The 24,054-nt window shown below is 37.0% G+C and carries 27 protein-coding genes; 18 read left to right on the forward strand and 9 right to left on the reverse strand.

Annotation, left to right across the window (positions count from 1 at the left end):
* Positions 1-207: 207 nt before the first annotated feature.
* From JI723_RS00885 to JI723_RS00925, 9 genes are all read right to left on the reverse strand, one after another.
* Positions 208-642 carry a hypothetical protein gene (locus JI723_RS00885; protein ID WP_337979712.1) on the reverse strand — a complete coding sequence of 145 codons (435 nt, stop codon included), beginning with the start codon at positions 640-642 and terminating at the stop codon, positions 208-210.
* Between the two features lie 18 nt (positions 643-660).
* Positions 661-1,089 carry a winged helix-turn-helix domain-containing protein gene (locus JI723_RS00890; RefSeq protein ID WP_272580589.1) on the reverse strand — a complete coding sequence of 143 codons (429 nt, stop codon included), beginning with the start codon at positions 1,087-1,089 and terminating at the stop codon, positions 661-663.
* A gap of 329 nt (positions 1,090-1,418) precedes the next feature.
* Entirely contained in the window at positions 1,419-1,937 is a 519-nt protein-coding gene (locus JI723_RS00895; RefSeq protein ID WP_319068656.1) for a hypothetical protein, read from the reverse strand.
* The gene (locus tag JI723_RS00900; RefSeq protein WP_319068657.1) at positions 1,915-2,568 is read right to left on the reverse strand and encodes a hypothetical protein; all 654 of its coding nucleotides are present in this window, start codon (positions 2,566-2,568) and stop codon (positions 1,915-1,917) included. Before JI723_RS00900 ends, JI723_RS00895 begins: the two co-directional genes overlap by 23 nt.
* Positions 2,546-3,100 carry a hypothetical protein gene (locus tag JI723_RS00905; protein ID WP_272580586.1) on the reverse strand — a complete coding sequence of 185 codons (555 nt, stop codon included), beginning with the start codon at positions 3,098-3,100 and terminating at the stop codon, positions 2,546-2,548. The genes JI723_RS00900 and JI723_RS00905 overlap by 23 nt, the downstream gene beginning before the upstream one ends.
* A complete protein-coding gene (gene sctJ / locus JI723_RS00910; RefSeq protein WP_319068659.1) occupies positions 3,084-3,848 on the reverse strand; it encodes a type III secretion system inner membrane ring lipoprotein SctJ in 765 nt (254 codons plus the stop codon). Before sctJ ends, JI723_RS00905 begins: the two co-directional genes overlap by 17 nt.
* Positions 3,849-3,851: 3 nt before the next feature.
* Positions 3,852-4,148 carry a type III secretion system inner rod subunit SctI gene (sctI, locus tag JI723_RS00915; protein WP_272580584.1) on the reverse strand — a complete coding sequence of 99 codons (297 nt, stop codon included), beginning with the start codon at positions 4,146-4,148 and terminating at the stop codon, positions 3,852-3,854.
* A gap of 69 nt (positions 4,149-4,217) precedes the next feature.
* Entirely contained in the window at positions 4,218-4,532 is a 315-nt protein-coding gene (locus tag JI723_RS00920) for an EscF/YscF/HrpA family type III secretion system needle major subunit (RefSeq protein WP_272580583.1), read from the reverse strand.
* A gap of 11 nt (positions 4,533-4,543) precedes the next feature.
* Positions 4,544-5,737 carry a PrgH/EprH family type III secretion apparatus protein gene (locus JI723_RS00925; protein WP_337979713.1) on the reverse strand — a complete coding sequence of 398 codons (1,194 nt, stop codon included), beginning with the start codon at positions 5,735-5,737 and terminating at the stop codon, positions 4,544-4,546.
* Between the two features lie 200 nt (positions 5,738-5,937).
* On the opposite strand from JI723_RS00925, the gene JI723_RS00930 reads away from it, so the two are divergent.
* From JI723_RS00930 to JI723_RS01015, 18 genes are all read left to right on the forward strand, one after another.
* The gene (locus tag JI723_RS00930; protein WP_272580581.1) at positions 5,938-6,708 is read left to right on the forward strand and encodes a helix-turn-helix domain-containing protein; all 771 of its coding nucleotides are present in this window, start codon (positions 5,938-5,940) and stop codon (positions 6,706-6,708) included.
* A complete protein-coding gene (gene sctC, locus JI723_RS00935) occupies positions 6,698-8,389 on the forward strand; it encodes a type III secretion system outer membrane ring subunit SctC (protein WP_337979714.1) in 1,692 nt (563 codons plus the stop codon). The genes JI723_RS00930 and sctC overlap by 11 nt, the downstream gene beginning before the upstream one ends.
* Entirely contained in the window at positions 8,380-9,489 is a 1,110-nt protein-coding gene (gene sctW / locus JI723_RS00940) for a type III secretion system gatekeeper subunit SctW (RefSeq protein WP_272580579.1), read from the forward strand. The genes sctC and sctW overlap by 10 nt, the downstream gene beginning before the upstream one ends.
* 5 nt (positions 9,490-9,494) lie before the next feature.
* Positions 9,495-11,561 (forward strand): EscV/YscV/HrcV family type III secretion system export apparatus protein, encoded by a 2,067-nt coding sequence (locus JI723_RS00945; RefSeq protein WP_337979715.1) that lies wholly within the window; start codon positions 9,495-9,497, stop codon positions 11,559-11,561.
* 11 nt (positions 11,562-11,572) lie between these two features.
* Entirely contained in the window at positions 11,573-11,980 is a 408-nt protein-coding gene (locus JI723_RS00950) for an InvB/SpaK family type III secretion system chaperone (RefSeq protein WP_272580577.1), read from the forward strand.
* A gap of 3 nt (positions 11,981-11,983) precedes the next feature.
* A complete protein-coding gene (sctN, locus tag JI723_RS00955) occupies positions 11,984-13,276 on the forward strand; it encodes a type III secretion system ATPase SctN (protein ID WP_272580576.1) in 1,293 nt (430 codons plus the stop codon).
* Positions 13,276-13,722, forward strand: a complete 447-nt coding sequence (locus tag JI723_RS00960; protein WP_272580575.1) for a hypothetical protein — start codon at positions 13,276-13,278, stop codon at positions 13,720-13,722. The genes sctN and JI723_RS00960 overlap by 1 nt, the downstream gene beginning before the upstream one ends.
* A complete protein-coding gene (locus tag JI723_RS00965) occupies positions 13,703-15,010 on the forward strand; it encodes a SpaN/EivJ family type III secretion system needle length determinant (protein ID WP_319068669.1) in 1,308 nt (435 codons plus the stop codon). Before JI723_RS00960 ends, JI723_RS00965 begins: the two co-directional genes overlap by 20 nt.
* 2 nt (positions 15,011-15,012) lie before the next feature.
* Positions 15,013-15,942, forward strand: a complete 930-nt coding sequence (locus JI723_RS00970; RefSeq protein ID WP_272580573.1) for a FliM/FliN family flagellar motor switch protein — start codon at positions 15,013-15,015, stop codon at positions 15,940-15,942.
* A gap of 1 nt (position 15,943) precedes the next feature.
* Complete coding sequence (locus tag JI723_RS00975; protein ID WP_272580572.1) at positions 15,944-16,609, forward strand: EscR/YscR/HrcR family type III secretion system export apparatus protein; 666 nt, start codon at positions 15,944-15,946, stop codon at positions 16,607-16,609.
* A gap of 14 nt (positions 16,610-16,623) precedes the next feature.
* Positions 16,624-16,896 (forward strand): EscS/YscS/HrcS family type III secretion system export apparatus protein, encoded by a 273-nt coding sequence (locus JI723_RS00980; RefSeq protein ID WP_070925948.1) that lies wholly within the window; start codon positions 16,624-16,626, stop codon positions 16,894-16,896.
* Positions 16,893-17,690, forward strand: a complete 798-nt coding sequence (gene sctT, locus JI723_RS00985) for a type III secretion system export apparatus subunit SctT (RefSeq protein ID WP_337979716.1) — start codon at positions 16,893-16,895, stop codon at positions 17,688-17,690. The genes JI723_RS00980 and sctT overlap by 4 nt, the downstream gene beginning before the upstream one ends.
* Before the next feature lie 12 nt (positions 17,691-17,702).
* Positions 17,703-18,794, forward strand: a complete 1,092-nt coding sequence (locus JI723_RS00990; RefSeq protein ID WP_272580570.1) for an EscU/YscU/HrcU family type III secretion system export apparatus switch protein — start codon at positions 17,703-17,705, stop codon at positions 18,792-18,794.
* Between the two features lie 137 nt (positions 18,795-18,931).
* Entirely contained in the window at positions 18,932-19,438 is a 507-nt protein-coding gene (sicA, locus tag JI723_RS00995; protein WP_272580569.1) for a type III secretion system translocator chaperone SicA, read from the forward strand.
* 15 nt (positions 19,439-19,453) lie between these two features.
* Positions 19,454-21,568 carry a type III secretion system translocon subunit SseC family protein gene (gene sctE, locus JI723_RS01000; RefSeq protein ID WP_272580568.1) on the forward strand — a complete coding sequence of 705 codons (2,115 nt, stop codon included), beginning with the start codon at positions 19,454-19,456 and terminating at the stop codon, positions 21,566-21,568.
* Between the two features lie 24 nt (positions 21,569-21,592).
* Positions 21,593-22,900, forward strand: a complete 1,308-nt coding sequence (locus JI723_RS01005; RefSeq protein ID WP_272580567.1) for a hypothetical protein — start codon at positions 21,593-21,595, stop codon at positions 22,898-22,900.
* 9 nt (positions 22,901-22,909) lie between these two features.
* Positions 22,910-23,290 (forward strand): hypothetical protein, encoded by a 381-nt coding sequence (locus JI723_RS01010; protein ID WP_337979717.1) that lies wholly within the window; start codon positions 22,910-22,912, stop codon positions 23,288-23,290.
* A 48-nt stretch (positions 23,291-23,338) separates the two neighbouring features.
* Positions 23,339-23,995: a hypothetical protein gene (locus JI723_RS01015; protein WP_337979718.1), complete on the forward strand. Its 657-nt coding sequence runs from the start codon at positions 23,339-23,341 to the stop codon at positions 23,993-23,995.
* Positions 23,996-24,054 lie beyond the last annotated feature (59 nt).

A 24,054-nucleotide genomic window follows, 5' to 3' on the forward strand; every position in this document is an offset into this window, starting at 1 on the left:
TTTTATTCAGATGAGCAATAGCGTTACCATTGATATTTCTATACGGTGGTATTTAGATGTCTGTTAATGATTTTACTTTTTTATATTATGATTTAATTATGAATAGTCAGGATTTGTTAGGAATTCCTAATGTTGCTTATTGGTTGGATGAATAATATCTTTGTTATTATTTCCTATTCAAAGAAATAAGAGGTTGGAAAGCCTATATTAGTTTGGATTCACAGTCAGTACGATGTTATCCGAACTTTTCTTCGATAAAGGAATGATTTTATCGCTCATCATTAGTAATTCATTGTTTTTTTCTACTCTAGCACTGAGCCCTAATTGCTCTGTTGTTTCATCGAAATTCTTAGGTACTCTTATTTTAAACTCTGCAGTACGTCGAGCCTCTTGATTCATAAATGTGTAGTCAAGATTGTGAGGTTTTATATCTCCTTCTGCTCGCATGGAGGTGAGAGAAAGAGTAATAATTGATTCACTAGGAATATCAATTGCTTTAGAATAAATATGACCGACGAATTGAAGCGTATTATTGCTATTTTGACGAGCGATAGAATAGTTTGAGCAGCCTGATAAATAGCTTGTTAACATCAATAAACATAGAGATAATATTACTCTTTGATTTATAATAACTAATTTCATTATTTTACTCTTTATTTTTCAAATTACAGTTCTACTAATTAGCTTATTAAAGAAACATTTCATATAAGAATAAATATTCTTTTTTTCACTATTTGAGTATGCGTTTTTAGCTTCTAATTTAGTCCCAGTGTAAAGAATTCCAATCCTTGGAAGCGTCATGATGAGGTTTTCATCCAACTCTATCTTTTTAAAAGACAATCTTAGTTGCCTAACGAGCTTGTAATAGCTACTTTCGGTTACAATGGTTCCTCGCTTTTCCCAAATTTCATACATAACCTCGCGTTTACTACTTGTTTTTGTTAGTAATAATTTTAATAAGCAAGACTCGTTTTCTGAAAGATTAATGATTTTTTTTCCACGAGATAGAGTACGTTTTAGTGGGTCATAAACAACATGATCCGATAAAATGATTAATGGCTCGTGTTCGTTTTGATCTGTATTATTCATTATGCATCCCATAAATATAGTTCTCATCGAAAATTAATTATATACATCCTACCCTTCATAATTACGTGGTTCAATATAAAAAAACAACACTCGATAAGATATTTATAAAAAAAAGACGATTTTTAATAAATTCATCTTGTTTTTTTTAGGTGAATTAATATATCTTTTTTATCTGTTTTATATATATCAAATTCACATGCTTATTTTTTATGTTTTACAAAACAAATATTGAGGCAAGACTTAACTAAATAAAAATGTTAAGTCTATAGGTTTTAGGCGGGATTTTTTAGAACTGGAAGTTTTTATTAAAATGTATATAAATAATAGAGCTAGTAAAATTTATATTCCTCTTCTTCATCATTTCCTTCGAGGCTAATACTGTTGATTTGGTCATTCATTTGATTAACCAACGGTTGATTCATTAGGGCTATGGCATTGTAACGATAAATAGCTCGTTTGAATGTGTTTGATAATAACTCTTGATTATCATAGGAGTTGGGTATGTTTAATACTTTTTGTACATTGGTAATAAATGCTATTTGTTCTTTTTTTGATATGTTTATGAGCTTTTTATAAATAATTAAAAAATTATCGCGATGGTTTTCACTACTCGTATCACCATTTGAGTCATTGACTTTTAACTGCGTTAATAATTTATTCACTTCTGTAAGCTCTATTTCGGTTAAACTATTATTTGGTATACTTTTATTGATGATCTTTGTGGATGGTATTGATTTTGCTTGCCATGCTTTACCCACTTTTTGAGCGAGGCTAAGATTGTTATTATTAACAGTTTTTCCAATATTTGACGGGGTTATTAAAGTATTAATCGTTAGTGGTGTTATCATCGCCATTCCCTTTGTTACATAAGTTAAGCATATTTTGATATGCGGATTTTTGTTCCGCGAGGAGCTGGCAGCGACTTGGAATAGATAAAATATTCGGCAATACATACTGTGCTGCAATTGTTGGAGAGAAATGAGTAATTTTATTATTGGTTTCTAAGGCGATATCGCCATCAGGACTTGTCCGGTATTTCAGATGACTATTATCATGACGCAATTTCTTTTGTAGTTCTTCAGGTAAATAGAATATGACTTGATTGCCCTCTTTTTCTTGTTTAATCATATGGTTAGCAATAATTTCTTGTAAGTGTGGGTCATGGAAGAGGCTAGTAAGTTGTTGTAGGAGTAATTCTTGGCTCTGCTGACGTTTTTGCTGATAACGTTTTTCACTGTGATTGAGACTTTCAATCATATCAGTTAGTAATTGTTTTAAACCATCACGATAACCTTGTTGATAGGCGATTTGATTAATCGCTTTTGCCTCATTTTGAGCTTGTTGGTAACTTTCAGTTGCGTATTTTCGCGCTTGTTCTTCAATACGCTTGGCATAGCTGAGTGCATTTAATGCCTCGTGTTTAATTAAAACTTTTTCAAGCGCAGTCTGTTGGATATCAGGCAATATTTTTTCTGACATAATGGCACGTTTCTTCAACGATATTCCAAGGTAATATCGTTTGGGTTGATGATGGGATGAGCTGCAAAACAGCTGCGCTAAACATATATTTTAGCCTTTTGGTATATTCCCTTCCAAAAGGCGTTATGTAAGCGAAAAGTTGTTCAGCGCCGAGTGCAAGTAATGTTTGGGGAGTCGGCGTTTTTGAATGATTAATTTGCCACAGAGGATCACTAAATCGTTCACGTAAATCCGAATAAATAGCCAACTCTCCCCACCAAGGCAAAGGGGCTTTATGTAAAATAATGCCTAATCCAAGAGCAACTTTGCCAAGTTTACACCATGCATGGGCGATACTGGCTGGCAATAGTAAAGTCTTATCGTTTGGCCATGATAAGGAGTATTGACGGATCAATCGTTGGTTGTGGAGTTTTTGTAACGCCTTGGGTAATTCATGGTAGTAAATATTGCTATATTCAGTATGAAAATAGCTTCCAGGTGCTAAAAAAATATCCGACTGTAAAAGAGGTTGAAGACTATTGTGCTGACTCATCTGCTTTTACCTCAGTTTCTATTTTATTTTTTTGATTTTCCAATAGATTATTTGATTTCTGCCGACGCCAAAAAAAGAATGATAAACCTATCGTACTTGCCCCTGCCAATGAAAGGATTGCTATCCAAATTGGATTAATAGAGGATTCAGGTTCACTGCGAATTTGATGTTGAAGGGGAGGCCGACTCACTATAACGACAGAAACATTATCATAATTGGTTTCAGCAAAGCTGCTGGTGAGAAACAATTTAATTTTGTTCATCATCAGCTTCGGCTCTTCATTACCTGAATAAGTCACTAAACTAGAGACTTTTTGTACTTGTTTGGTAGGGGTATTACCATTTAATGGGTAACTAACGTGAACACGTGCATTAACCACATCAGGGATCGTGAGTAGCGATTGTTCTAACCGTTGTTCGATCAACGATAGTAATCTTGTTCGCTCGGCTTGCGGTGAGGCGACTAGAGAGTCACCCGGAAATGCCTGAATAATTTCAATGGGCTCCTTTGACGGTAAGTTGTATTGACGTAATAAATCAACAGCAATCACAAAATCTTGTGGGGAGACTTTGATTGAATCACCTTGCTTATTATCTTGTTTACGCGAAGCTTCAACGCCGTGTTCTTGTAGTACAGCAAGAACTTCATTACTTTGTCGTTGGCTAAGATGACTGAGTAGTAATTGGTTATCACAACCGACTAATAGCCCGATAAACCCAATCAATAACAGTTTTTTCAATATATTCATGGCTTATTGAGCTTTTAATAATGTATCAAGGGCACCGGTGGTTTTATGAGTTAATGTAGAAACTAAATTTAGCCCCAAACTGTATTGTGCAATGGCATTTTGCATTTGCATGACTTCCATCGGATTACTGATATCGATGGTATTCGCTTGTTGGAAAAGTTCTTCTTTAGTCTGTTGTACTTGCGCGGTATATTGGGCAAAGAGTGATTTTACTTTGTCTTCAATAGATTGAGATGACGTATTATCAGGTAACTGACTTAATAGCGTTGGTACTGACAAAGCGGAATTAATTGGTTGCATGAGAATAAGTTCCTTAAAACCTTAAAAGTAGAGCATCAACAAATCGGTGAAGGATGCTCTATTGATAAATTACACGTTACGAATAATTGCCGAAGCGGTATCTTTAATTGACTTCATTAAGTTACTTTGTAGCTGCCTTGCCATATTGTAGTTACCACTGGCGGCAGTAATTCGAGCAAGTACCAGTGGGTTATCAACTTCAAGTTTCTTACCGTCTGCATCTTCACCTTTAGTTAACAGTGCAAGTTGATCACCAAGATCTTTGGCGCGTTTACTGACAGATGCACTACTGCGGTACATCATGCCGAGTTCATTGGTTGAATCAGTAGCATCCTTAGCTACCGGAGTTTCTAATGTTGAAACATCAAAAGTTATACCTGCCATATTAGACCTCATTAATTAATAACATTTGGATTAAATAACCAAGTGTTATTATCTAAAATAATATAACCTTGGTTATTGCTGATAAACGATTTCCCTGCCAATTGATTGGTGGCTAAAGAAATAGAAAACTGAACGTGCTTGTTTCCCCATTTATTGGAAAATTGATTAGCCAATTGAATGATAGAGGAAGTTTGTTTGTCATTTAAACTTCCTTGAATGAGATAAATAATTGATTGATCTTTTCTGATTTTTTTCCATGGAACATGGCTTTCGGCTAAGCCTACTTCAGCCTCTGAGAGTAATTCATTAAGTTTAATCGTTACGAATTCGCTATTTTTATAACAACCTAAATAGTCATGCATAACTTCATTAATAATGGTTTCATCTTTGGATAAAGCTTGTTCTTTTATTTTACGAATAATGGGTTGACAAGGGTTAGATAAATCGATTTTTAGAATACTTGGAATATAGTCTAAAAGTTTGTTTTCGATCTCTTTTTCAAGAATATCAATTCGTTTAATCGTGTATTTTTCTTGGTATTTTTCTTTGTATAATCGCTGGATACCCCAATCTACCTCTCGTTGTGTTTGCACAAGGATTAATGCTTCACCCTTCTTATTTAAAGTGACAACGATTGGATGGTGACTGCCCTGTAAAATACTTTCAATAGTATTGATTTTTTTTACTGTAGTATTCGTGGAGTACACTTTCATTGCATAGATTATAAAAAATAGAAGAAAAACAAATAAAGCTAAAAAAATAAAATTCCATTTTGAAGTGGTATTTATTAATTTATTTTTCTGTTCTTTTTCAATAAAAACATCTGTTGTTTTTGAATCAGTTAGGGTTAACTCCCAAGGGGTATCCAATTGTTTAAATACAATAGGAAATGAATCTGTTAACATAAGTTCTTGATAGACAATCGGCGTTTTAAATGATTTTATGCCATCATTAATATATAAGCTAAATGTCGCGTTTGAGTCATTACTCCCATCTATATTATTTGATTGAATTGCCAATTCATAATGATTTGAGTTACTTGGAATATAATAAGTCGTGAAGCCTTTCTCATCGACCTCTGCTCGATACTCTACGTTTGGATCAATGACAATCATATGTTCATCGGCAGTGAGCATTAGCTCCTGCCCGTTCATAGAGCCGCTAGCGATTTTCATTATACAGATGCGGCTAGTTGTACTTTTCATAAAGTAAATTCCGATGACTAGAAATTGGCAATAGTAAAACGTATTGGTTAATTTTCGTCAGCAGAATTTATCTTAATCATTCTGACTGATTATTTAAGCTATAAGGTGTGAGTTATTCCAGATTATTCCTTTGTAGATTGATGCATTTTAAGCCATGTTAGCGCTATGGAATGATCCTAAATAGATAAAGCAGAAATATTATGAAAGATACAAATATTAATGCATTGCTTGAGGCCAAAGGATGTAATCTTTCTTTGCAAGATAACTTAGTACTTGCCGTACCTAATGTTAATGCGGATATACTAAGATTTAATTCTTCTAGTACTGAGTGTGTAATAGAAATCACAGAGAAATCTTTATTTATCTGTTCTTTGCCAGAACTTGATTTTGTTGATAACAAAACATGGTCTATTTACGCTATTGCACTTTCAGAAGTTGTCGAAATTCTTGCAGTTATTGATACGGCAATGGGGCAATCATTTCTTTCAAAAAACGAGGAATTAGAATTACCTAATCATAAGATAATTAAAATATCAGGTAGTCTTTCTCCTGATCTACCAATAAAAAATTTGGTTATTGACTTAATTATACAGCAGCAATCTCAATTCAATACATGGTGTAATATATTAAGACGTTATGAGGCTTATGGCATTATGCGATTTTTACTTTCTGCCGCAGAGAAAGATAAAAATGCCAATATTAATGATTTATGTAAAAAGTATGGTGTGTCAGCGTCTTATTTTAGGCAATTGTATAGAGAAAACTTTAATAAAACAGCAAAAAGAAAAATAATGAGCGTTCGTATGGCTTCAGCAATTTTAAAGTTAATTGAAAGTGATGATTCAATATTAGATGTTGGGCTAGAGGCGGGCTATTGTTCTGCTTCGCATTTTACTAATGATATTAAGAATGAATTAGGCCTAACACCTTCAGATATTAGGCACCTTGGAGTCAAATTATATGAGAAGTAAAAGAAATGGAATGATTTTGCTTTCATTCTTTTTACTGGGGATGAATATGATTTCCGCGCAAGCTGAAATCATCACAGCTGAGCCTGTTCAACAGGAAATCAGCCAAGAAACGTTTGTCGCGAATAATGTTGCGGTAGGTAAGGTGTTCGATGCTATCGCTGAACGGCTCAATAAACCGATTATCTTAAGTAAACTGGCGACTCAAAAGCGTATCACGGGGAATTTTAACCTAGCCAACGCCGATGAAATGTTTAAAGCCTTAACTCGTCGAATTGCACTCGTATGGTATGACGATGGGGCGGCGATTTATGTTTATGACAATAGCGAAATGCGTAGCGGTATTATTCCAATGAATAATACAACTAGCCAACAAGTACTTAATTACATCAAAAAAAACGGTATTTATGATCAACGTTTCCCTGTTCGTGTTCAAGGGGGAAATAACCTACTGTTTGTATCCGGCCCACCTTTGTATGTTGAGCTGATTAAAGCCGCAGTTATGTACCTCGATGAACAAGTGAAGCAAGAGTCATTGTCAGGGGGAGAGCTAGCAGTGATCCCAGTGAAATACGCGTCTGTCACTGATAGAAGCTATATATTAAGAGGAAATAATATCACTGTTCCAGGGATGTTAACGGTGATCAATGATTTATTTAAGAACACCCCGACAGGTATTGTACCTACACAGAAAATTACACCTGCATCATCAGTGAAAGAGAATACTGGTGATGAAATTGATGCCTTGATGGATGCTCCGATAGAAGAAACTTCATCCACATTTAATCCATCAACGAGTTCTAATGTGCCTTTTTCAATCGTAGCTCATCCAGATAGTAATAGTTTAATTGTTAAGGGCTCTCCTGAACAAATTCGTTATGTTCGCCAGTTGGTTAGAACTTTAGATTCTCGCCGTCGCCAAGTAGAGCTTTCATTATGGATCATCGATATCACCCGCAGTGAACTCGATAACTTAGGTGTGAATTGGGAAGTGGGAACAATTAACACAGGCAACACCGCCTTTTCTTTTAATCGCAGTACGTTATCGAATAGTACTGACTTTTTACTGCGTGTTGATGCATTGAGTAAAAGTGGTAATGGCCATATTGTTTCGCGCCCAGTGATCTTAACTCAAGAAAATATTCCCGCACTGTTTGATAACAACACCAGTTTTTATGCAAAGTTGCAAGGTGAACGCATTGCTACGCTAGAGCAGGTGACATATGGAACCATGATAAGTGTGATGCCGCGCATCTCTTCGGGAAGCCACGTTGAGATGGAGGTTAATATTGAGGACGGTGCAGAAAAACAATCAAAAAGTGGTGAAGTATCGAATGTGGAAGGCATTCCATCGGTCAATCGTACTACCATTAACACCGTTGCTCGTATTGCTAAAGACAGTAGTTTGCTGATAGGTGGTTATACTCGCGAGCAGGTCGTTGAAAATGAAAGCCATATCCCACTATTGGGAGATATTCCATTCATTGGTGGATTATTTAGTCATACCTCCGTTAATAAGCAAAAAATGGTACGTCTATTTTTGATCCAGCCGCGTTTATTGGATGAAAACGAAGTATGGGATGGACGGCAATTCTCTGAAAATGTTCGTATTAAAGAACAAAATAGCCAACTACACGGTACGGTACAATTTTTACAAACCTATATGGGGCAATCATGGCAATAGCACCGATGGGCTTTGGTTCCCGTGTCATGAGCAACACTCAGGAAAAAAGTCGTTCATCAAAAACGAGTGACGATTCGGATGAAGTATCACGTGGTCAAGGCGTGATTGACAGCTCGGGTGAGTATGCATCGATGTCGATGTTGGCAGCAAGTCATGTTAAACGTAGTGGTTCGAAACAAAGTGACACTGAAGATTGGATGCAATTTGCGGAACGCATTCTCGATGAACATGCAGACGAAACTATTCTTCATGTTGAAGGTGCCCTTAACCGTCAATTTATGACCCCAAAAGAGTTACGTGCTTTTTTGCTACGTTTTTTTACTGATCCCAGCGATCTTTTGATGGCACTTGCTGCATTAATTAATCGAGGCAAATTAAAGAAAGAACAACTTGAGCAGCTCAAAAAATTAGAAGAGCAACTGAAAGCGGAGGATACGGATAGAAAAACGCAAGCCGGTGTAAATATTGCTTTAGTTGCTAAGGCATTTGCGCAAAAAATAAAGCAATCAGCAGGTAATTTACGCATGTTATACCGTGAATTCCTTAGCTACGATGGCCCTGTGGTTTATCTGTATGAACAATGGGTAGAAGAAATGGAAAGCCAAGAGCGAGAGGCGATTACACGTTACTTGAGCCGGGCATTAGCTTGCGATTTACAGGCATTACCATTAGGCGATATTAATATTAGTGAGTTTGGTAGCTATTTTATTCGGGTTGGGCGTTTACGCGAACTACAGGCATTGGATCAGGTATTTATTCAGCAATTCCTCCAATCAGGGCTGTTTCGTCAGCACAGTCAATTAATTGCTCCTGAGTTTGAAAAAAAAATTAGTCAGCTATTTACTCATGGAATTCGTACGCCAGCTAATTTCGAAGAAGTCTTACTCGTATTTATTTCATCGTATCTCAGTGCGATGAGTACTGATCTACGTGCGCGCTTTTTGCAATTATTAATTCTTGCATTTGGAACAATACCTGTAGCTATTTTCCCTTCGTTAGAAGCGCGTGATCAGCTAATACAACAACTAAAAATTTATATGGATTATGTGATGGCAAAAGAAGAATTGATGATGCGTAAAAATTTACGGCATGAGGAATAAAACGCATGAATAAATTTACTGGGTTTCTTTTAGCTATGCGTAGCCGTCCAGAACTGATGGTATTAGTAATTATGGTATTGGTGATTGCCATGTTAGTCATTCCATTACCTACTATCTTGGTCGATTTTTTAATTGGCCTGAATATTATGATTTCCGTGCTGATATTTATGAGCTCTTTCTATATAACACGGATCCTTAATTTTCAATCATTCCCTTCAATTTTACTCATTAGTACTTTATTTCGTTTGGCATTATCTATTAGTACCAGTCGATTGATTCTGATAGAAGCCGACGCAGGGGACATTATTGCCACATTTGGTGAATTTGTTATTCAAGATAATTTAGTGGTGGGTATGGTGGTATTTGCCATTGTCACTATTGTGCAATTTATTGTTATCACTAAAGGCTCAGAGCGTATTGCTGAAGTTGCTGCACGATTTTCCCTTGATGCCATGCCGGGTAAGCAGATGAGTATCGACGCTGATTTACGTGCAGGGGTGATTGATGAGGCAATGGTTAAAGAACGACGTGGTGATTTAGAAAAAGAGAGTCAGTTATTCGGTTCATTTGATGGTGCAATGAAGTTTATTAAAGGGGATGCTATCGCGGGTATCGTCATTATATTTGTGAACTTGATTGGTGGTATTTCTGTTGGCGTAGCACAACAAGACATGGATATGTCTACTGCGCTAAATACTTTCACATTATTGACGATAGGTGATGGTTTAGTTGCTCAGATCCCAGCGCTGTTGATCTCAATCAGTGCAGGTTTTATTGTGACCCGAGTCGGTGGTAATGATAAGAATTTAGGACAAAATATTGTTTCTGAATTATTTGCCAATGATTTTACCATTCTCATTACCGCATTGATTGTATTATCGATGGGCTTTCTTCCGGGTTTCCCAACATCCATCTTTATTTTTCTAGCAGCACTGTTATCGACACTATTTTTAGTGCGTTTTTTGAAAGTGCGTAAAGAGAAAAAACAGCAAGCGATTAGTGAAACAGTCAGTGTAGATTCAGAGGTGACGGAAGGGGAAACTCAGCGGGAAAATAACAATGTGGAACAAGAATATATTCCAGAAACATTGCCGATTATTATTTCAGTCAATCAGCAGTATAAAAAGCAACTTGAAGAAAAAAGCTTTTTATCACGAATGAAAAAGGATGTATTTATTCGTTATGGTTATCGGATCCCTGATATTGCGATTAACTATTCACCAATTGTTCCTGAAAACAAAATCATTATTTTGATTAATGAAGTTAAAGCGGGTGAATATGATATTTGTTTTGGTCACTATCGTTTATTAACCATGAGTGACGAATTGGAATATTTAGGTATATCACTGACATCTTTCACTGATGAATATGGCGCAATCAGCTCTTGGTTTAATCAAAATGATTTAGAACAAGTTGAGCAGCTGGGTTTGATGTCTCGAGATGATATTTCTGAAATGATTGATTGTATAAGTACTTTGCTATTACGTCATATTAATGAGTTTTTTGGGATCCAAGAAACTAAAAATCTTCTTGATGATTTAGAAGCTAAGTATCCTGAATTACTAAAAGAGTGTTATCGACATTCGACAGTACAGAAAGTTACTGAAGTTTTCCAGCGTTTATTAATGGAGAAGATTTCAGTGCGTAATATGAAACTGATCATTGAAACATTGGTGCAATGGGCGCCAAAAGAAAAAGATGGTTTGATGTTAGTGGAGCACGTCAGAACCTCGATGGCACGTTATATTTCCTCCCGCTTTGCGGTTGAAGGGCGCTTAAATGTACTTATGGTCAACTCAATATTTGAAGATACTATTCGCCAAGGTATTCGCCAATCTTCAGGGGGGGTCTATCTACATTTAGAGCCTGAGAAAACTAATGAATTAATTCAAGCGGCTGAAGCTGCACTGGAAAATAGTTATTTATCCATTCGTGATGTCAATGTGTTAGTCCCTGTTGATATCCGCCGTTTTGTGAAAAAAATCTTAGAAGGACGCTTCCCTGAATTAGAGGTTCTTTCATTTAATGAGGTCTCTGAAATGGTGAAGGTTAATATTATTAAGACAATATAAGGAACTTTAATATGAAATATCGTTTTGTAGATGCATTAAACCAATTTTTAAGCTCAATGGGTCGCAGTGATTTAATTAATCCACAATTAGATTGCCACTCAAATATTCAATTAGAAATGAATGATTTTCCCGCGATTAATATTGACCTTTCTGGTGATGAATTGATTATTTGGTGTCATCTTGCAGATTATAACGCAGCGCGCTTTGATTCAGCCAGCCATGCATTATTGAAGATGATTGTTGAATATCCCCCACGTAATTTCCAACCGGGTCAACCTGCGCTTAATTTAGTGGACGATACACTGGTGCTTTCTGCGGTAATGAAAGAATCTGCGTTGAATGAGACACAAATATTCGCTGATAGTTTTGAAGAATTCTTCGAGCGTAGTAATCAATTCATCGCATTGCTAGCTAGCTAAACAATGAAACTATTTGACTATTGCGCGCATCCTGCGCGCGTTCATGGCTGCCTAATTGAAGCTCCTCTTCATGGTGTTTTTATTGGTGAGATCTGTATGGTTGAGCGTTCTTTAATATCAAAAGAACATATCGCAAAAGCACAGGTGGTAGGCTTTAAAGAAGGCTTAACCGTATTAAGTTTAATCGGTCGCTCACAGGGATTGACCCGAGAAGTGGTGATCCGTCCAACGGGCTTACCTTTTGTCTTTGCGATGCATGAGCAACTCGCAGGTAAAATTTTTGATGCATCAGGGGATCAAGTTGGAGTTCTTGGGGAAATAAGCGCAAATTCGTTTTTACATGACCATCGAATGATGCGCATTGATAATCCGCCTGCCAGTGTTACATCTCGCAAACCGGTGAATGAGCCACTGGTAACGGGGGTTCGTGCTATTGATGGCTTACTCACCTGTGGTCTTGGGCAGCGAATTGGCATCTTTGCGGCAGCGGGGAGCGGTAAAACGTCATTGATGAATATGATCATCAATCATGCTGAGGCCGACATTCATGTCGTGGCTCTAATCGGAGAACGTGGACGTGAAGTTATTGAGTTTATTGAGGAATTAAAAGCATCTCCTCATGCTGCACAAACTATTTTGATCTACGCGACTTCAGATAGCCCACCAATTGAACGTTGTAATGCCGCTTTGCTGGCCACAACGATAGCCGAATACTTTCGTGACCTTGGCCGTAATGTGCTGCTATTTGTGGATTCAATGACCCGTTATGCAAGGGCTTTACGTGATGTCGCTTTGGCGGCAGGTGAGCTACCTGCAAGACGGGGTTATCCAGCCTCGGTATTTGAACAATTACCTATGTTACTTGAACGCCCTGGGCGAATGCAGCAAGGGTCTATCACTGCATTTTATACGGTATTGCTTGAAAGCGAAGAAGAGGCGGATCCAATCGGAGATGAAATCCGTTCTATTTTGGATGGACATATTTATTTAAGCGCTAAATTAGCAGGGCGTGGGCATTACCCTGCCATTGATATTTTACAGAGTATTAGCCGTGTTTTTCAAAAAGTCACGACAGAACAACATCGTCAATTTGCAACTAAAGTGCGCGACCGCCTTTCAAGACTGGAGCAAATCCAACTCTATTTAGAGCTAGGTGAATACCAACGTGGTGAAAATGCAGATAACGACAATGCATTAGATAAAAAAGAGGATATTGAACGATTCTTACAGCAAAAAATAGATCAAATAGAGTCATTTGATGGCACGTTAAATCGTCTTGGTTATCTGGCCTCCTAATGATCAGAAATCTTCTTACGCTAACAGAGCGCCGCTTTGATCGCACTTTGCAAGAACAAGTGAAAGTGCAATCAGCGATTAAGGTGTTAGAGCAGCAGCGTACTCACCTTCAGCTACGCATGACGACGCTAGAAACACAGATCATATTATTTGAACAATCTGCACAATTGAACAAAGTCGCGTTTTGGGAGCAGCAGAGATTAAAAGCGGCTTTACTGGCTGAAATTGCTCATTTGCAATATCAAATCGAGTCCATAGGCAGTGAATTAATTAAGTATGAACAATCAAGAAAACAAATTGTTGCTCGTATGGTTACTTTACGTAACAAGTGCGAGAAATTCCGAAATTATCTCAAGCAGCAACGGCTTGCTCGGTGTTTAAAATTAGAACGCCAGCAACAAAATGAAATTGAGGAGTTGTCCGTCTATGGCAACAATGAAACTTGAGTTAAATAAACTTGTAAATCAACCAACGGAAGATCTGTTTATTCCATCAATAACAGGAAAAAACTCAGATAGTCAAATGGTGATTAAAAAACGCATTGCAGAAGCAGTGTCAAAAAAAGCACGCCCATCAGAGCTTAATAAACACCGTCGTAAATGGGCTGAAGAAACATTAGCCCTGTTAAACGCCCAGCTACCCGTCAATATGCAACAAACAGAAACGGCAGAAAAGTTAATGGCATTGTGCCAGTTGAGCGTTGCAGATAAGGGCTTAAAAATGCCTGATCAGATGCAATTAGACAGTGAGCTACCGAGTGCGGATGATTTACCTTTAGTATCAATAAGTGCACCTGCTAACGTATTAGATTTACAACTCAGCAATAAGCCAGTTGTGATGACGCAAAGTCAGAAAGTGGATAGCGCAGTGGAAGCCAAAGAGATAGTTTCAAGTCCTGATATTCCTACGGATAGGCTTCCATCAAAATTAGGTACTCAACCAATATCGCGACTTATTAATCGGGGGAATATATCACATAAACCATTATCAACATCCCTCTCGCCGTTAGCCGATATTGGTGATGTATCAGACACTGCACATCTTACATTAACACCTGCTCGTGATATATCACAAAGCAACATAAAACCAACTCATGATGGTTCGACTATGTTGTCAAATAAACAGTCGAAAATATCGATGACAAGTGAACTATTTCAAACTAATCATCCCAAAGGAAACATATTAAAAAACAATGTTTTAAATTCTTACATGGATACTGAGGGCACTAAAGTCGTATCACCAGCACAACCGGAAAAACAGTTAGATGGCGAGGTTTCTAGTCAGCCAATCCAACACCAAGTATTGGATGATCATGATGAAATTCCACATGCTTTGACTATGCAAAATAGTCATGGAACTCAAACGTCAACCAATACGAATGTATTGGTAAGCACGTTTTTTCCATCACGCCAACCAGCCAATGGTGTCAATAAAATGGCACAAGTGGTAGAGAAAACAGCCTCCATAAGTTCAGACAGTATGGTAAAGGTTGAGAGTCGTAGCCTGACTTATACCTTTAATCAATGGCAAAACAGTCCTTCTGTCACCTTCGAAATCGCAGCCCGTGGTAGTGAATTACTGGCAACAACGAGTAGTCCCGAAGTCCATCGTGCTTTGCATGAAAATCAACATTTATTTCGCAGTGAGCAGCCATTATCGATTCGTCATGAAGAACAACGTCATGAACGTCAACGCCAGCAGCAACACGAACAGCTTGAACAAGAAGACAATTAATTATGTTGAATATTCGTCGTATTAGCCAACAAGCAATCCAAGCCCGCATTTGGCAACAACGTTATCAACCGGACTTGGGTGTAATAACACCCAAGCAAGGCTCGCGCTATTTTCAACTTGAATTAGTGAGTACGAATGAAAAAGTGCAAGCTTTGGTGGATGTGGAAGCATGGTGTGAACACCATTGGCCATCATTAACACACTATGCATGGTCATCACTTGATAATGCGAATTTAGTCAGCTTATTCCATTCTGAATATCGAGAAACTCTTTTTTTCTCCGAGCATTTCCGTTGTGGAGCATTTGAAATCATTGATTATGGTTGCACTAAACAAGATTGGTTTTGTGTTCAAGAACCTTTGCTTGGTTATGTGTTGTTATCGGTTCCTATTGAAGGTCTAGTCGAAAAACCACCACAACAAACTTTATTGAACGAATTGAAATTACAGGCCGATTGGGTCTTGGGGGGCAGTTATATCAGCATTGGGCTTTTACAGTCTATTACGCTACATGACGTGTTTTGCATCCAGCATTTGCAGCTATGTCTGTCAATCTCAGGGCGTTTTATTGCTCGCTTTCAAAAACAACAAGAAGGTCAATTTATGATTGAAGAAATGATTGATTTGCAATCGGAAGATAGTGAACAAACACAGGTTGAAGATTTTACACAGGAAATAATACAACCTTTTGATATCAATGGAATGTCGGTAAAACTGACATTTGTGTTAGGACACAGTGAAATTGCTATTAATGAATTAGCTAATATCCAACCGGGAACGGTGTATTCGATTGGTGAAAATAAAGAACGCGAAGTGAAAGTGTATGCCAATAAACAACTGATTGCTGAAGGTGAGCTTATTTATATTGGTGATAGCGATGAATTGGGCTTAGAAATTACTCGTCTTGCTAGCCTAGGTAATAAAGGGTTATAGCATGTCGATCGTTTCGAATGAAATCCCTATGCTCGCCATTGTGTCATTGGCAACGTTATTACCTTTTATTATTGCTGCGGGCACCTGTTATTTAAAAATATCGATTGTGTTGATTATGGTACGAAATGCAATGGGAGTACAGCAAGTACCGTCAACGATGGCGCTTAATGGCATCGCGATGTTGTTGTCACTCTTTATTATGATGCCTGTTGTTCAAGATATTAATCAGTATATGCGTGAAGAAGCTGTTGATTTTGGCAATGTGGAATCAATAGATAATTTCGTTGATGGTGGATTAGGGCGTTATAAAGTTTATCTGCAAAAGTATTCAGATCCTGAACTGATTAACTTTTTTGAGTCAGTACAGCAAGGGCGTAGTGAAGAAGAACTGCACGCAGAGGAAAAGCAAGCGACCTTATTTTCATTACTCCCTGCTTATGCATTAAGTGAAGTGAAATCAGCATTTGAGATTGGTTTTTATATTTATCTGCCCTTTGTGGTTATCGATCTCGTTATTTCGAGCATTCTTTTGGCGTTAGGGATGATGATGATGAGTCCCGTGACCATTTCAGTACCTGTAAAACTGATTTTATTTGTGGCGATAGATGGATGGTCTCTGATCTCAAAAGGGTTAGTGATGCAATATCTTGAACTGACCCAACAATAACGAGGGGACTAGATATGGATGATATTATTTATAGTAGCAATAAAGCCATGTTGTTAATTGTGATATTGTCGGCTATCCCTGTGATTGTAGCGACAGTTGTCGGTTTATTGGTCGGTTTGATCCAAACGGTGACTCAATTACAAGAACAAACTTTACCTTTTGGCATTAAGTTACTGTCGGTATTTGGGTGTTTATTTATGATCTCAGGTTGGTTAGCCGATAAAGTGATGAACTATGCTTTAGAGGTAATGACCACTGCGATACCGGCAATAGGGTTACTTGGATGAATCAAGAGATCTTATCTTTCTATTCATCTCTATATTTTACTTTCCAACAAGGATTAATTACGTTGGCCATTGCTTGGCTACGCATTTTCCCAACATTAATGTTTTTACCTTTTTTAAGTAATAAATTACTTAATAGTGGCATTATAAAAAATTGCGTCACTATCTATATTGCGTTGGGCCTATGGCCTTTTTTATCTGCTCGTGAAATATCATGGGAGGATATCAGCTTTGTTGAAGTTGTCATGTATGAATTGGCTATAGGGCTAGTGATTGCGTTGATATTAGCGCTACCATTTATGATAGCTAATGTAATTGGTGAGCTGATTGATACTCAGCGTGGTGAAACTATCAGTAGTATTGTCGATCCTGCCAGTGGAACAGAGGCATCAGAACTTGCTGTCTTTATTAGCTATATCATATGTATGGTGTTTTTGTCACAGGGCGGAATGTTAGTGTTAGCCAAAACATTTGCCCAAAGCTACCAGCTATTACCTTTTGCGGCAGGGTTTTCCCAATTTAATAGCTTACCACTTGGCGAATGGATGAATCAGATGGTCGTCAAAGGGGTCGTATTGGCGGCACCTATTTTAGTGACCTTATTTATTAGTGAAGTTGCTTTAGGTTTATATTCGCGTTTTTGTCCGCAGTTAAATGCCTTTTCATTATCACTGGCGATTAAGTCCTTTATCGCGTTCACTGTTTTTTTACTTTATTTTCAAAATGAAGTGCCTGACATTTTAGTGAATATGATTTCAATTTCACTATTGAGCGAAGTGTTTATATCGCCACAATAGGGAGAAGCTAAAATGGCAGAAAAAACAGAACAACCTACCGAGAAAAAAATTAAAGATTCTGCAAAAAAAGGGCAGAGTTTTAAAAGTAAGGACAGTGTTGCTGCACTAGTTTTGGTTGTCAGTGCTTATGTGATCACTGGAGCAACCAGTTTATTTGAGATTGGTGGGATGATGAAGCGTATTCTTTTATCTCCACAGAATATTAATGTTGATACTTTATTAAGTGAATTTATTGGTATTTTTTTTAAAATTGTTCTTCCTATACTACTTGCCTGTTTTCTTTCTGGCACCATTATCTCATTATTACAAAGCCGTTTTCGTCTAGCAACCGAAGCGATAAAAATCGATTTTTCTAAATTAAATCCAATTGCAGGGATCAAGAAAATATTCTCGCTCAATGCATTAAAAGAATTAATAAAGGCTTTTCTTTATTTGATCGTTTTTTCAGTATCCGCATCGGTATTTTTTGTAGTTTGGCGACACGATATTTTTTTGCTCTACCGTGGCACGATTAATGGCATGATTTATCATTGGGTTAATCTGTGCGTTACCTTTGTCGTGGTATTTTTGGGGGTCGCACTATTTATTATTGTTATTGATGTAATCACTGAATTTTTTCTGTTTATTAAAGGATTAAAAATGGAAAAGCAAGAAGTGAAAAAAGAATACAAAGACAATGAAGGTGATCCTCATTTAAAAAGTGCTCGTAAGGGACTTCATCAGGAGATACTGTCTGAAGAAGTGAAATCCAATGTACGTAATTCAACTTTTGTTATGGCAAATCCAACTCATATTGCTATGTTGATTTACTATAATGATGATATTGCACCATTACCTTTTTTATTATTTAAAAGTCGAGGTTCGCAAGCTAAAGCGATTATTAAATATGCACAGCAGCAGGGTGTTCCCGTTGTTCGTGATATCCCATTAGCACGTAAGATATGGCGCTATTATACAAAAGACAGCTTTATTGATGAACACTGCTTACAGGATGTTATGCAAATTATTCATTGGTTAGTGCGTATCGAATTAGAAAGCATGGGAATAGATATTGATGATGAATCACTGAAATTGATAAGTGAACAAAAAACTATTCAAAAATAATTAGAAAGATAAATTAATTATTATTAATTCATTATTAATTAACATCGTTTTTTATAAGAAGTAATCAGATTGATTTATTAGGATGCAATTTAATAAAGCTTGCATCATGTATCTTACATTAACTATAGAGAAAAGATATGAGTGACCAAGAACAGCAGAACGCAGATATGGATGAATTGATGGAAGGTATTACTTCTGCATTAATGTCTGGAGCAACCTATAAAGATATTCATGGTATTTCACAAGATATGATGGATGGAATTTATGCATATGCCTATGAATTTTATCAGCAAGGAAAATTAAAAGAGGCAGAAACTTTTTTTCGATTCCTGAGTATCTATGATTTTTATAATACCGATTATGTCATGGGGCTAGCAGCAGTTTATCAATTAACCAAGCGTTATGAAAAAGCTTCTGAGTTATATGCGTTAGCGTTTGTATTAGCTAAGGATGATTACCGCCCATTATTCCATGCTGGTCAATGTAATTTGATGTTGAAAAAAAGCAGTGCTGCTTTGCATTGTTTTGAGAGTGTTTGTAATAGCAGTACCGATAATGAGTTAAAAGCTAAATCTCAAGCCTACCTTAATGCATTAAGAAAGAATCTTGAGAAATTAGAGTCAGAGCAAAAAGACTCCCAATAGAATGGAGGTAATGAAATGGCAGAGATTATCAATGCCAATATTTCGCTTGATCGAAGCAGCCTTGCGAAAGTTTTTCAGCAACAAGGTATTAGCTTATCAGGCGTGGGGACAGATGTTGCTAAAGAAATGCTTAAGGCATCTGAAGCTGTTGGTGAATTTGAATCAACTGAACAGATTAAACGTAGTAAGCAAGAGGGAGGACCAAGGTTAAAAGAGCCTGAAGCAAATCGAAATTATATGGCTTCATTTATGGAAGCGGCATCAAAAATTCGCTCCATCTTAAGTGACGGTTATATCAATGAGTTGCGTAATCAGCTACATGAATTAAAGATTACATCAGAAGCCGTTAATCAGCATGGTGAGTCATTAATCAATAAATTTGAGGAGGAAACCAACAATATAAAACAAAAAGAGAAACAATTTACTAGCGCCCGAGAAGAGTGGAAACATTGTAAAACAGATAGGAAAAATGCCACTAATCATAAAGTGGAATTAGATAAAAAGTTAACCGCAAATCAGCAATCGCAAATAACCCTCAATAATCAGTTAGCGTCGACACAGAAACAGCTAGATGCACTAATTAGGCCATTGACTGAAAAAGATAATCAAAAATTCAATAAATTGACTCAAAAAATAGATCAATTAAAAACAGAATCTGTGAATTTACAAAAACAAGAACAGCGACTCGAAGTACAGTTAACACAAGCAACAACACAGCTAGGGGCATTAGAGGTAAAAGAATCAGCAGCTGAATCTCATTATATAAATATAGGCAAAGAGATTAGTGAATTAACAAAAATTGCTAATGTAAGTCGTGAATCACTTAATGTATTTTTTGAGCAAAATCAGCACGTAGATATTGATGGTAATAAGTGGGAAAACACCCTCGCGCTACTTACCATGTTGACCGCTTCATTGAAAAAAGCGATGAATGAAGACTCACTAAATAGCATGAAAGAGCAAGAAGAGGTGATGGCAAAGATCAGTGAAGCCTCCCGTAAAGATTCTGATAAGAAAGCGAAAGAAGCCGAAGAGGCTAAGCGAAAAGCGGATGAAGCCAATAAAGCCGCTTCCTGCGCTAGTAAAATTTTTAGCTACATCATGTTAGCGGTTTCTGTGATTGCAACAGTGGCAACATTTGGCGCTGCTGCTCCTCTTACCCTTGCTGTAGCGGCGATTGGTATTGCAATGGCAGTAACAGATATTGTTTTAGAAGAAACCGGTAATGGCAGCATTATGCAGCATCTTGCGACTGCAATTGGTAGTGTTGTTACTGATATGTTGGTGGCTTTTGGTATGTCTCAGGAAGAAGCCAAAAAAATTGGTAGTATTGTCGGTATGATTGTGGCGGCCGTTGCCATGTTAGCTCTTTCTCTCGCCTCGATGGGATCCTTTGTTAAAAATATCGCTAATACGATTAAAAATGTGGCCAAAATGGCGGTTAATGTTACTAAAACTGTAGTTAAAAGCACGGTAAAGGCTATGGCTAATGCGATAGTTAATGTGCTTAAAAATTTATTAAGCAAAATAAAAACACTAGGTAAAGCCGCGGATGATGCCATTTTATTGACTAAATTTACAAAATTAGCGGATGCAGCGGAAGAATTGCAAAGTGCGGCAAAAACGATAAAAACAGTAAAATCAGTCAATCAAGCAGCGAAAAAAGCAGATGACTTGAAAGGTGTTGTGAAATCAGCAGATAAACTTACAGATCAGTCCGATAGTATTAAAGATGTAGTAAAAGCGACAGAGCAGGTTGTTGAGCAAGTTGATGATGCTGCAAATGCAATTAAAGCATCAGAAAAACTAGGTAAGCAAAGTTTATTGGCTGCGCGTGTTGAAGTGGGCGCTAAAGGGTTCGGAGTTATCACTTCGGTTACGAATGCTGCAACGGTGGGTGGGCTTCGTTTATATGGGGCAGAACAGTTAAAAGAGTTAAAAGAGTTGCTGGCGAAAATGATGATGAACGATGAAATTATTAAAGCGCTAGATGAGTTACTTGAGTCGTTAATTAAGATGTTATCCAAACAGTATGAAGTGTTCAATGACATGTTTACTGGCATGTTGTCGTCATTAAAACAGTCTAATGAACAGAAAGTAAACTCGATTAATTTATCTAATTATGCTTAATTCCAATATATAAAGGAAATTATTATGTCTACAATTTTATCACCATCGCCATCATCTATTTCTACGTCAAAGCTAGCAGGCATTGAGGAATTAGCAGCGAATTCTTTATTAGGTGAACAAGGGAAAGCTTCTACAGCTATCACACAGGCTGTTTCAGTTAAAGATGCACTAGAGATGCCATCAGCACAACTGCAAGAGAAACCGTTACTGAAAATGCCAGAACAAATTGCTAGTGATTCATCTGTATTATTAGGTGTTAATGCAATGAATAAAGTGCAAGCGGAGGAGTCACGTAATATGGTGATTGGGCTTTCATCTGCCATCACTCATATACAACAATATAGCGCAGCCACTAATTTAAAAATTGAAAATGTGATTAGAGATATTATTACAGAAGATAACGCTAAATTAGAGAAAATGTTCCCGACGATTGCTAGCTTTGATGAAAGTGAAATAAAGCAACTATCTCAAGCGGTGAATATATTGTTAGCAGGTTCAGCGATTGAAGATGTTCAACACAGCCAAAATCAGCAAGATGATATCAAAATAGGTAAGCAATCGCTTGAGGCGGTCAAAGGTAGCCAATTTATTGGCATTATTAGTAGCGATATTCTGGTTGAATTAAGAAATTTGCTTAGCCAAATCAAGTTAATTATCAATACAACAGACCGTCAATTACAAGCTGATTTCTTGAAATTGAAAACACAAATGGTACAGAGCGCGGCCGATACCACCATTCAAGAAGGCAAAGCGGCATTTCAGGCCGCATTAGTGGGATTTGCCGTTTCAATGGCAATGACTACCGTGGGTGCATTGGCACAAACGAAGCAACTTCACACGCAAACGAAGGCTATTAACACACATGGTGTCGCGAAAAACAATTTTAGCACTGATGCGCAAAAATCTATGGAACTAAGTCGTTCTTCGATGGTGAAAACAGGGAATAAAAGTATTGATCAACAAAATGCGTTGGCAGGTGCTCGTCATCAAGATGCATCCAACCGTAGTCGTTTGGAAGCGGATAAACACCAAACACAATTAGATCGCGTGACTAATGAAACGCAGAAAAAATCGGTGATTATTGAAACATATGGTCGTTTATCCGATAACTTAGGTCAGGTAGTGACTGCTGGTCTTAATCAAGAAACTAAAATTCTCGAAGCGCATAAAATTATTTTGCAAGATATTGGTGATACCGCACGTTCTATTGCCAGTGATAAAGAAAAGCAAATCGATACTGTTATGGATCTTATGAGGAAGGTATTTGATATTCTAAAAGATATTATTGAAGGTCAGATCCGGACATTCCAAGCTGTAGCGACTAGAGGTTAAGGAAGTGTTATGAGTGGAACTATACCTATAATAGCGCAGCCTAATGAGCTGTCTATGGCGTTTTGCCCCGATATCTCGCTGAGTAGTAACACCAGTATGCTCCCCCTTGAGGGGAGCAGTTTACTGTTTGATTCAACATTAAATGATGAGCAACAAGCTGAATCAATATTAAGGCAAATGGGTAGAGATATACCTGAAAAAGTGTGTTCACAAGTAGCGGAGATGCCCAAGCGTTCACCTATATATGATGAGCTTCTTTCTCAAATTAATACACCGGAAGGATTGCAAAAGTTTAAGGAGTATCAAAAGACAGATAATGAGAAAATTATCTCTGAACTTAAAACTCAAGAGAAGGCGGTAAATAGAGAGTTTTTACGCAGTGCTGACTAATACGAAATAGCAATAAAGCCTATTTATACTAAAATTAAAACAGATGATATGGATGGTCGGTCTCATATTTCTGCTATATATGACACAATTGATAATATTAATTCTAATTATCAAAAAAGTTTTGGTGAAATAACAAAAAATGCAACAAAATTTATGGAAAAGGTTAATAATGCATTAGGGAAGATAAGCTCTTATATATCAGCAGGTAGTGATGGGAAAATACACTTTAAAAAGAATGATTTTTTAGTTGAATTTAAAAAAAATTTTAGTGATATGATTTGGACCGACTTTGTCTGGGGAATTGAGTTAAAAGTTGATAATATTGATAACTGTGTGAAGCCGATCGCTTCTTTTAATTCTAAGCCAGGTATGTATGATTTTTTTAGTAAAAAACTGAGTGGGCAAGGTTTTTTTGTGAAGGAGTTTGGTGGTGAAGTACATATTTACCCTGATTTTAATCCTGTAATACAAATATTAAGTACAGTTGATTCCTCTTTAGCAGGAGCTGGGGGAGATATTATGTCTCAAGCTTTTCAGAGTATGCAAACAGCGCTCGATAGTAAGAAAAATGCGGTTAACAATAGTATTTCGCGTCTGTTAGAAACATTTCGTCAGGATAATAGCCATTTTGAAACCTTAACCCAATTGCTCATTCAATTATTAAAAGACTTATTTCAATATAATGCTGGTTTTGCTAATACCTAATTGAATGTTAAATTTTTAAATGGAGTGAAATTAAATAATCATTCCATTATCTCTTATGC

Source organism: Providencia manganoxydans (assembly GCF_016618195.1).
In the GTDB taxonomy this organism is placed as follows: Bacteria; Pseudomonadota; Gammaproteobacteria; order Enterobacterales; family Enterobacteriaceae; genus Providencia; species Providencia manganoxydans.

Bases quoted from the DNA above. Each gene is read 5' to 3' on its own strand.
- JI723_RS00905 (WP_272580586.1), bottom strand. From the start codon at position 3,100: ATGAGTCAGCACAATAGTCTTCAACCTCTTTTACAGTCGGATATTTTT.
- JI723_RS01005 (WP_272580567.1), top strand. From the start codon at position 21,593: ATGTCTACAATTTTATCACCATCGCCATCATCTATTTCTACGTCAAAG.
- sctJ (WP_319068659.1), bottom strand. From the start codon at position 3,848: ATGAATATATTGAAAAAACTGTTATTGATTGGGTTTATCGGGCTATTA.
- JI723_RS00945 (WP_337979715.1), top strand. From the start codon at position 9,495: ATGAATAAATTTACTGGGTTTCTTTTAGCTATGCGTAGCCGTCCAGAA.
- JI723_RS01010 (WP_337979717.1), top strand. From the start codon at position 22,910: ATGAGTGGAACTATACCTATAATAGCGCAGCCTAATGAGCTGTCTATG.
- JI723_RS00925 (WP_337979713.1), bottom strand. From the start codon at position 5,737: ATGAAAAGTACAACTAGCCGCATCTGTATAATGAAAATCGCTAGCGGC.
- JI723_RS00895 (WP_319068656.1), bottom strand. From the start codon at position 1,937: ATGATAACACCACTAACGATTAATACTTTAATAACCCCGTCAAATATT.
- sctI (WP_272580584.1), bottom strand. From the start codon at position 4,148: ATGCAACCAATTAATTCCGCTTTGTCAGTACCAACGCTATTAAGTCAG.
- JI723_RS00950 (WP_272580577.1), top strand. From the start codon at position 11,573: ATGAAATATCGTTTTGTAGATGCATTAAACCAATTTTTAAGCTCAATG.
- JI723_RS00980 (WP_070925948.1), top strand. From the start codon at position 16,624: ATGGATGATATTATTTATAGTAGCAATAAAGCCATGTTGTTAATTGTG.
- JI723_RS00900 (WP_319068657.1), bottom strand. From the start codon at position 2,568: ATGTCAGAAAAAATATTGCCTGATATCCAACAGACTGCGCTTGAAAAA.
- JI723_RS00965 (WP_319068669.1), top strand. From the start codon at position 13,703: ATGGCAACAATGAAACTTGAGTTAAATAAACTTGTAAATCAACCAACG.
- sctC (WP_337979714.1), top strand. From the start codon at position 6,698: ATGAGAAGTAAAAGAAATGGAATGATTTTGCTTTCATTCTTTTTACTG.
- JI723_RS00930 (WP_272580581.1), top strand. From the start codon at position 5,938: ATGAAAGATACAAATATTAATGCATTGCTTGAGGCCAAAGGATGTAAT.
- sctW (WP_272580579.1), top strand. From the start codon at position 8,380: ATGGCAATAGCACCGATGGGCTTTGGTTCCCGTGTCATGAGCAACACT.
- sctT (WP_337979716.1), top strand. From the start codon at position 16,893: ATGAATCAAGAGATCTTATCTTTCTATTCATCTCTATATTTTACTTTC.
- JI723_RS00890 (WP_272580589.1), bottom strand. From the start codon at position 1,089: ATGAATAATACAGATCAAAACGAACACGAGCCATTAATCATTTTATCG.
- JI723_RS00970 (WP_272580573.1), top strand. From the start codon at position 15,013: ATGTTGAATATTCGTCGTATTAGCCAACAAGCAATCCAAGCCCGCATT.
- sicA (WP_272580569.1), top strand. From the start codon at position 18,932: ATGAGTGACCAAGAACAGCAGAACGCAGATATGGATGAATTGATGGAA.
- JI723_RS00990 (WP_272580570.1), top strand. From the start codon at position 17,703: ATGGCAGAAAAAACAGAACAACCTACCGAGAAAAAAATTAAAGATTCT.
- JI723_RS00885 (WP_337979712.1), bottom strand. From the start codon at position 642: ATGAAATTAGTTATTATAAATCAAAGAGTAATATTATCTCTATGTTTA.
- JI723_RS00960 (WP_272580575.1), top strand. From the start codon at position 13,276: ATGATCAGAAATCTTCTTACGCTAACAGAGCGCCGCTTTGATCGCACT.
- JI723_RS00975 (WP_272580572.1), top strand. From the start codon at position 15,944: ATGTCGATCGTTTCGAATGAAATCCCTATGCTCGCCATTGTGTCATTG.
- sctE (WP_272580568.1), top strand. From the start codon at position 19,454: ATGGCAGAGATTATCAATGCCAATATTTCGCTTGATCGAAGCAGCCTT.
- JI723_RS01015 (WP_337979718.1), top strand. From the start codon at position 23,339: ATGGATGGTCGGTCTCATATTTCTGCTATATATGACACAATTGATAAT.
- sctN (WP_272580576.1), top strand. From the start codon at position 11,984: ATGAAACTATTTGACTATTGCGCGCATCCTGCGCGCGTTCATGGCTGC.
- JI723_RS00920 (WP_272580583.1), bottom strand. From the start codon at position 4,532: ATGGCAGGTATAACTTTTGATGTTTCAACATTAGAAACTCCGGTAGCT.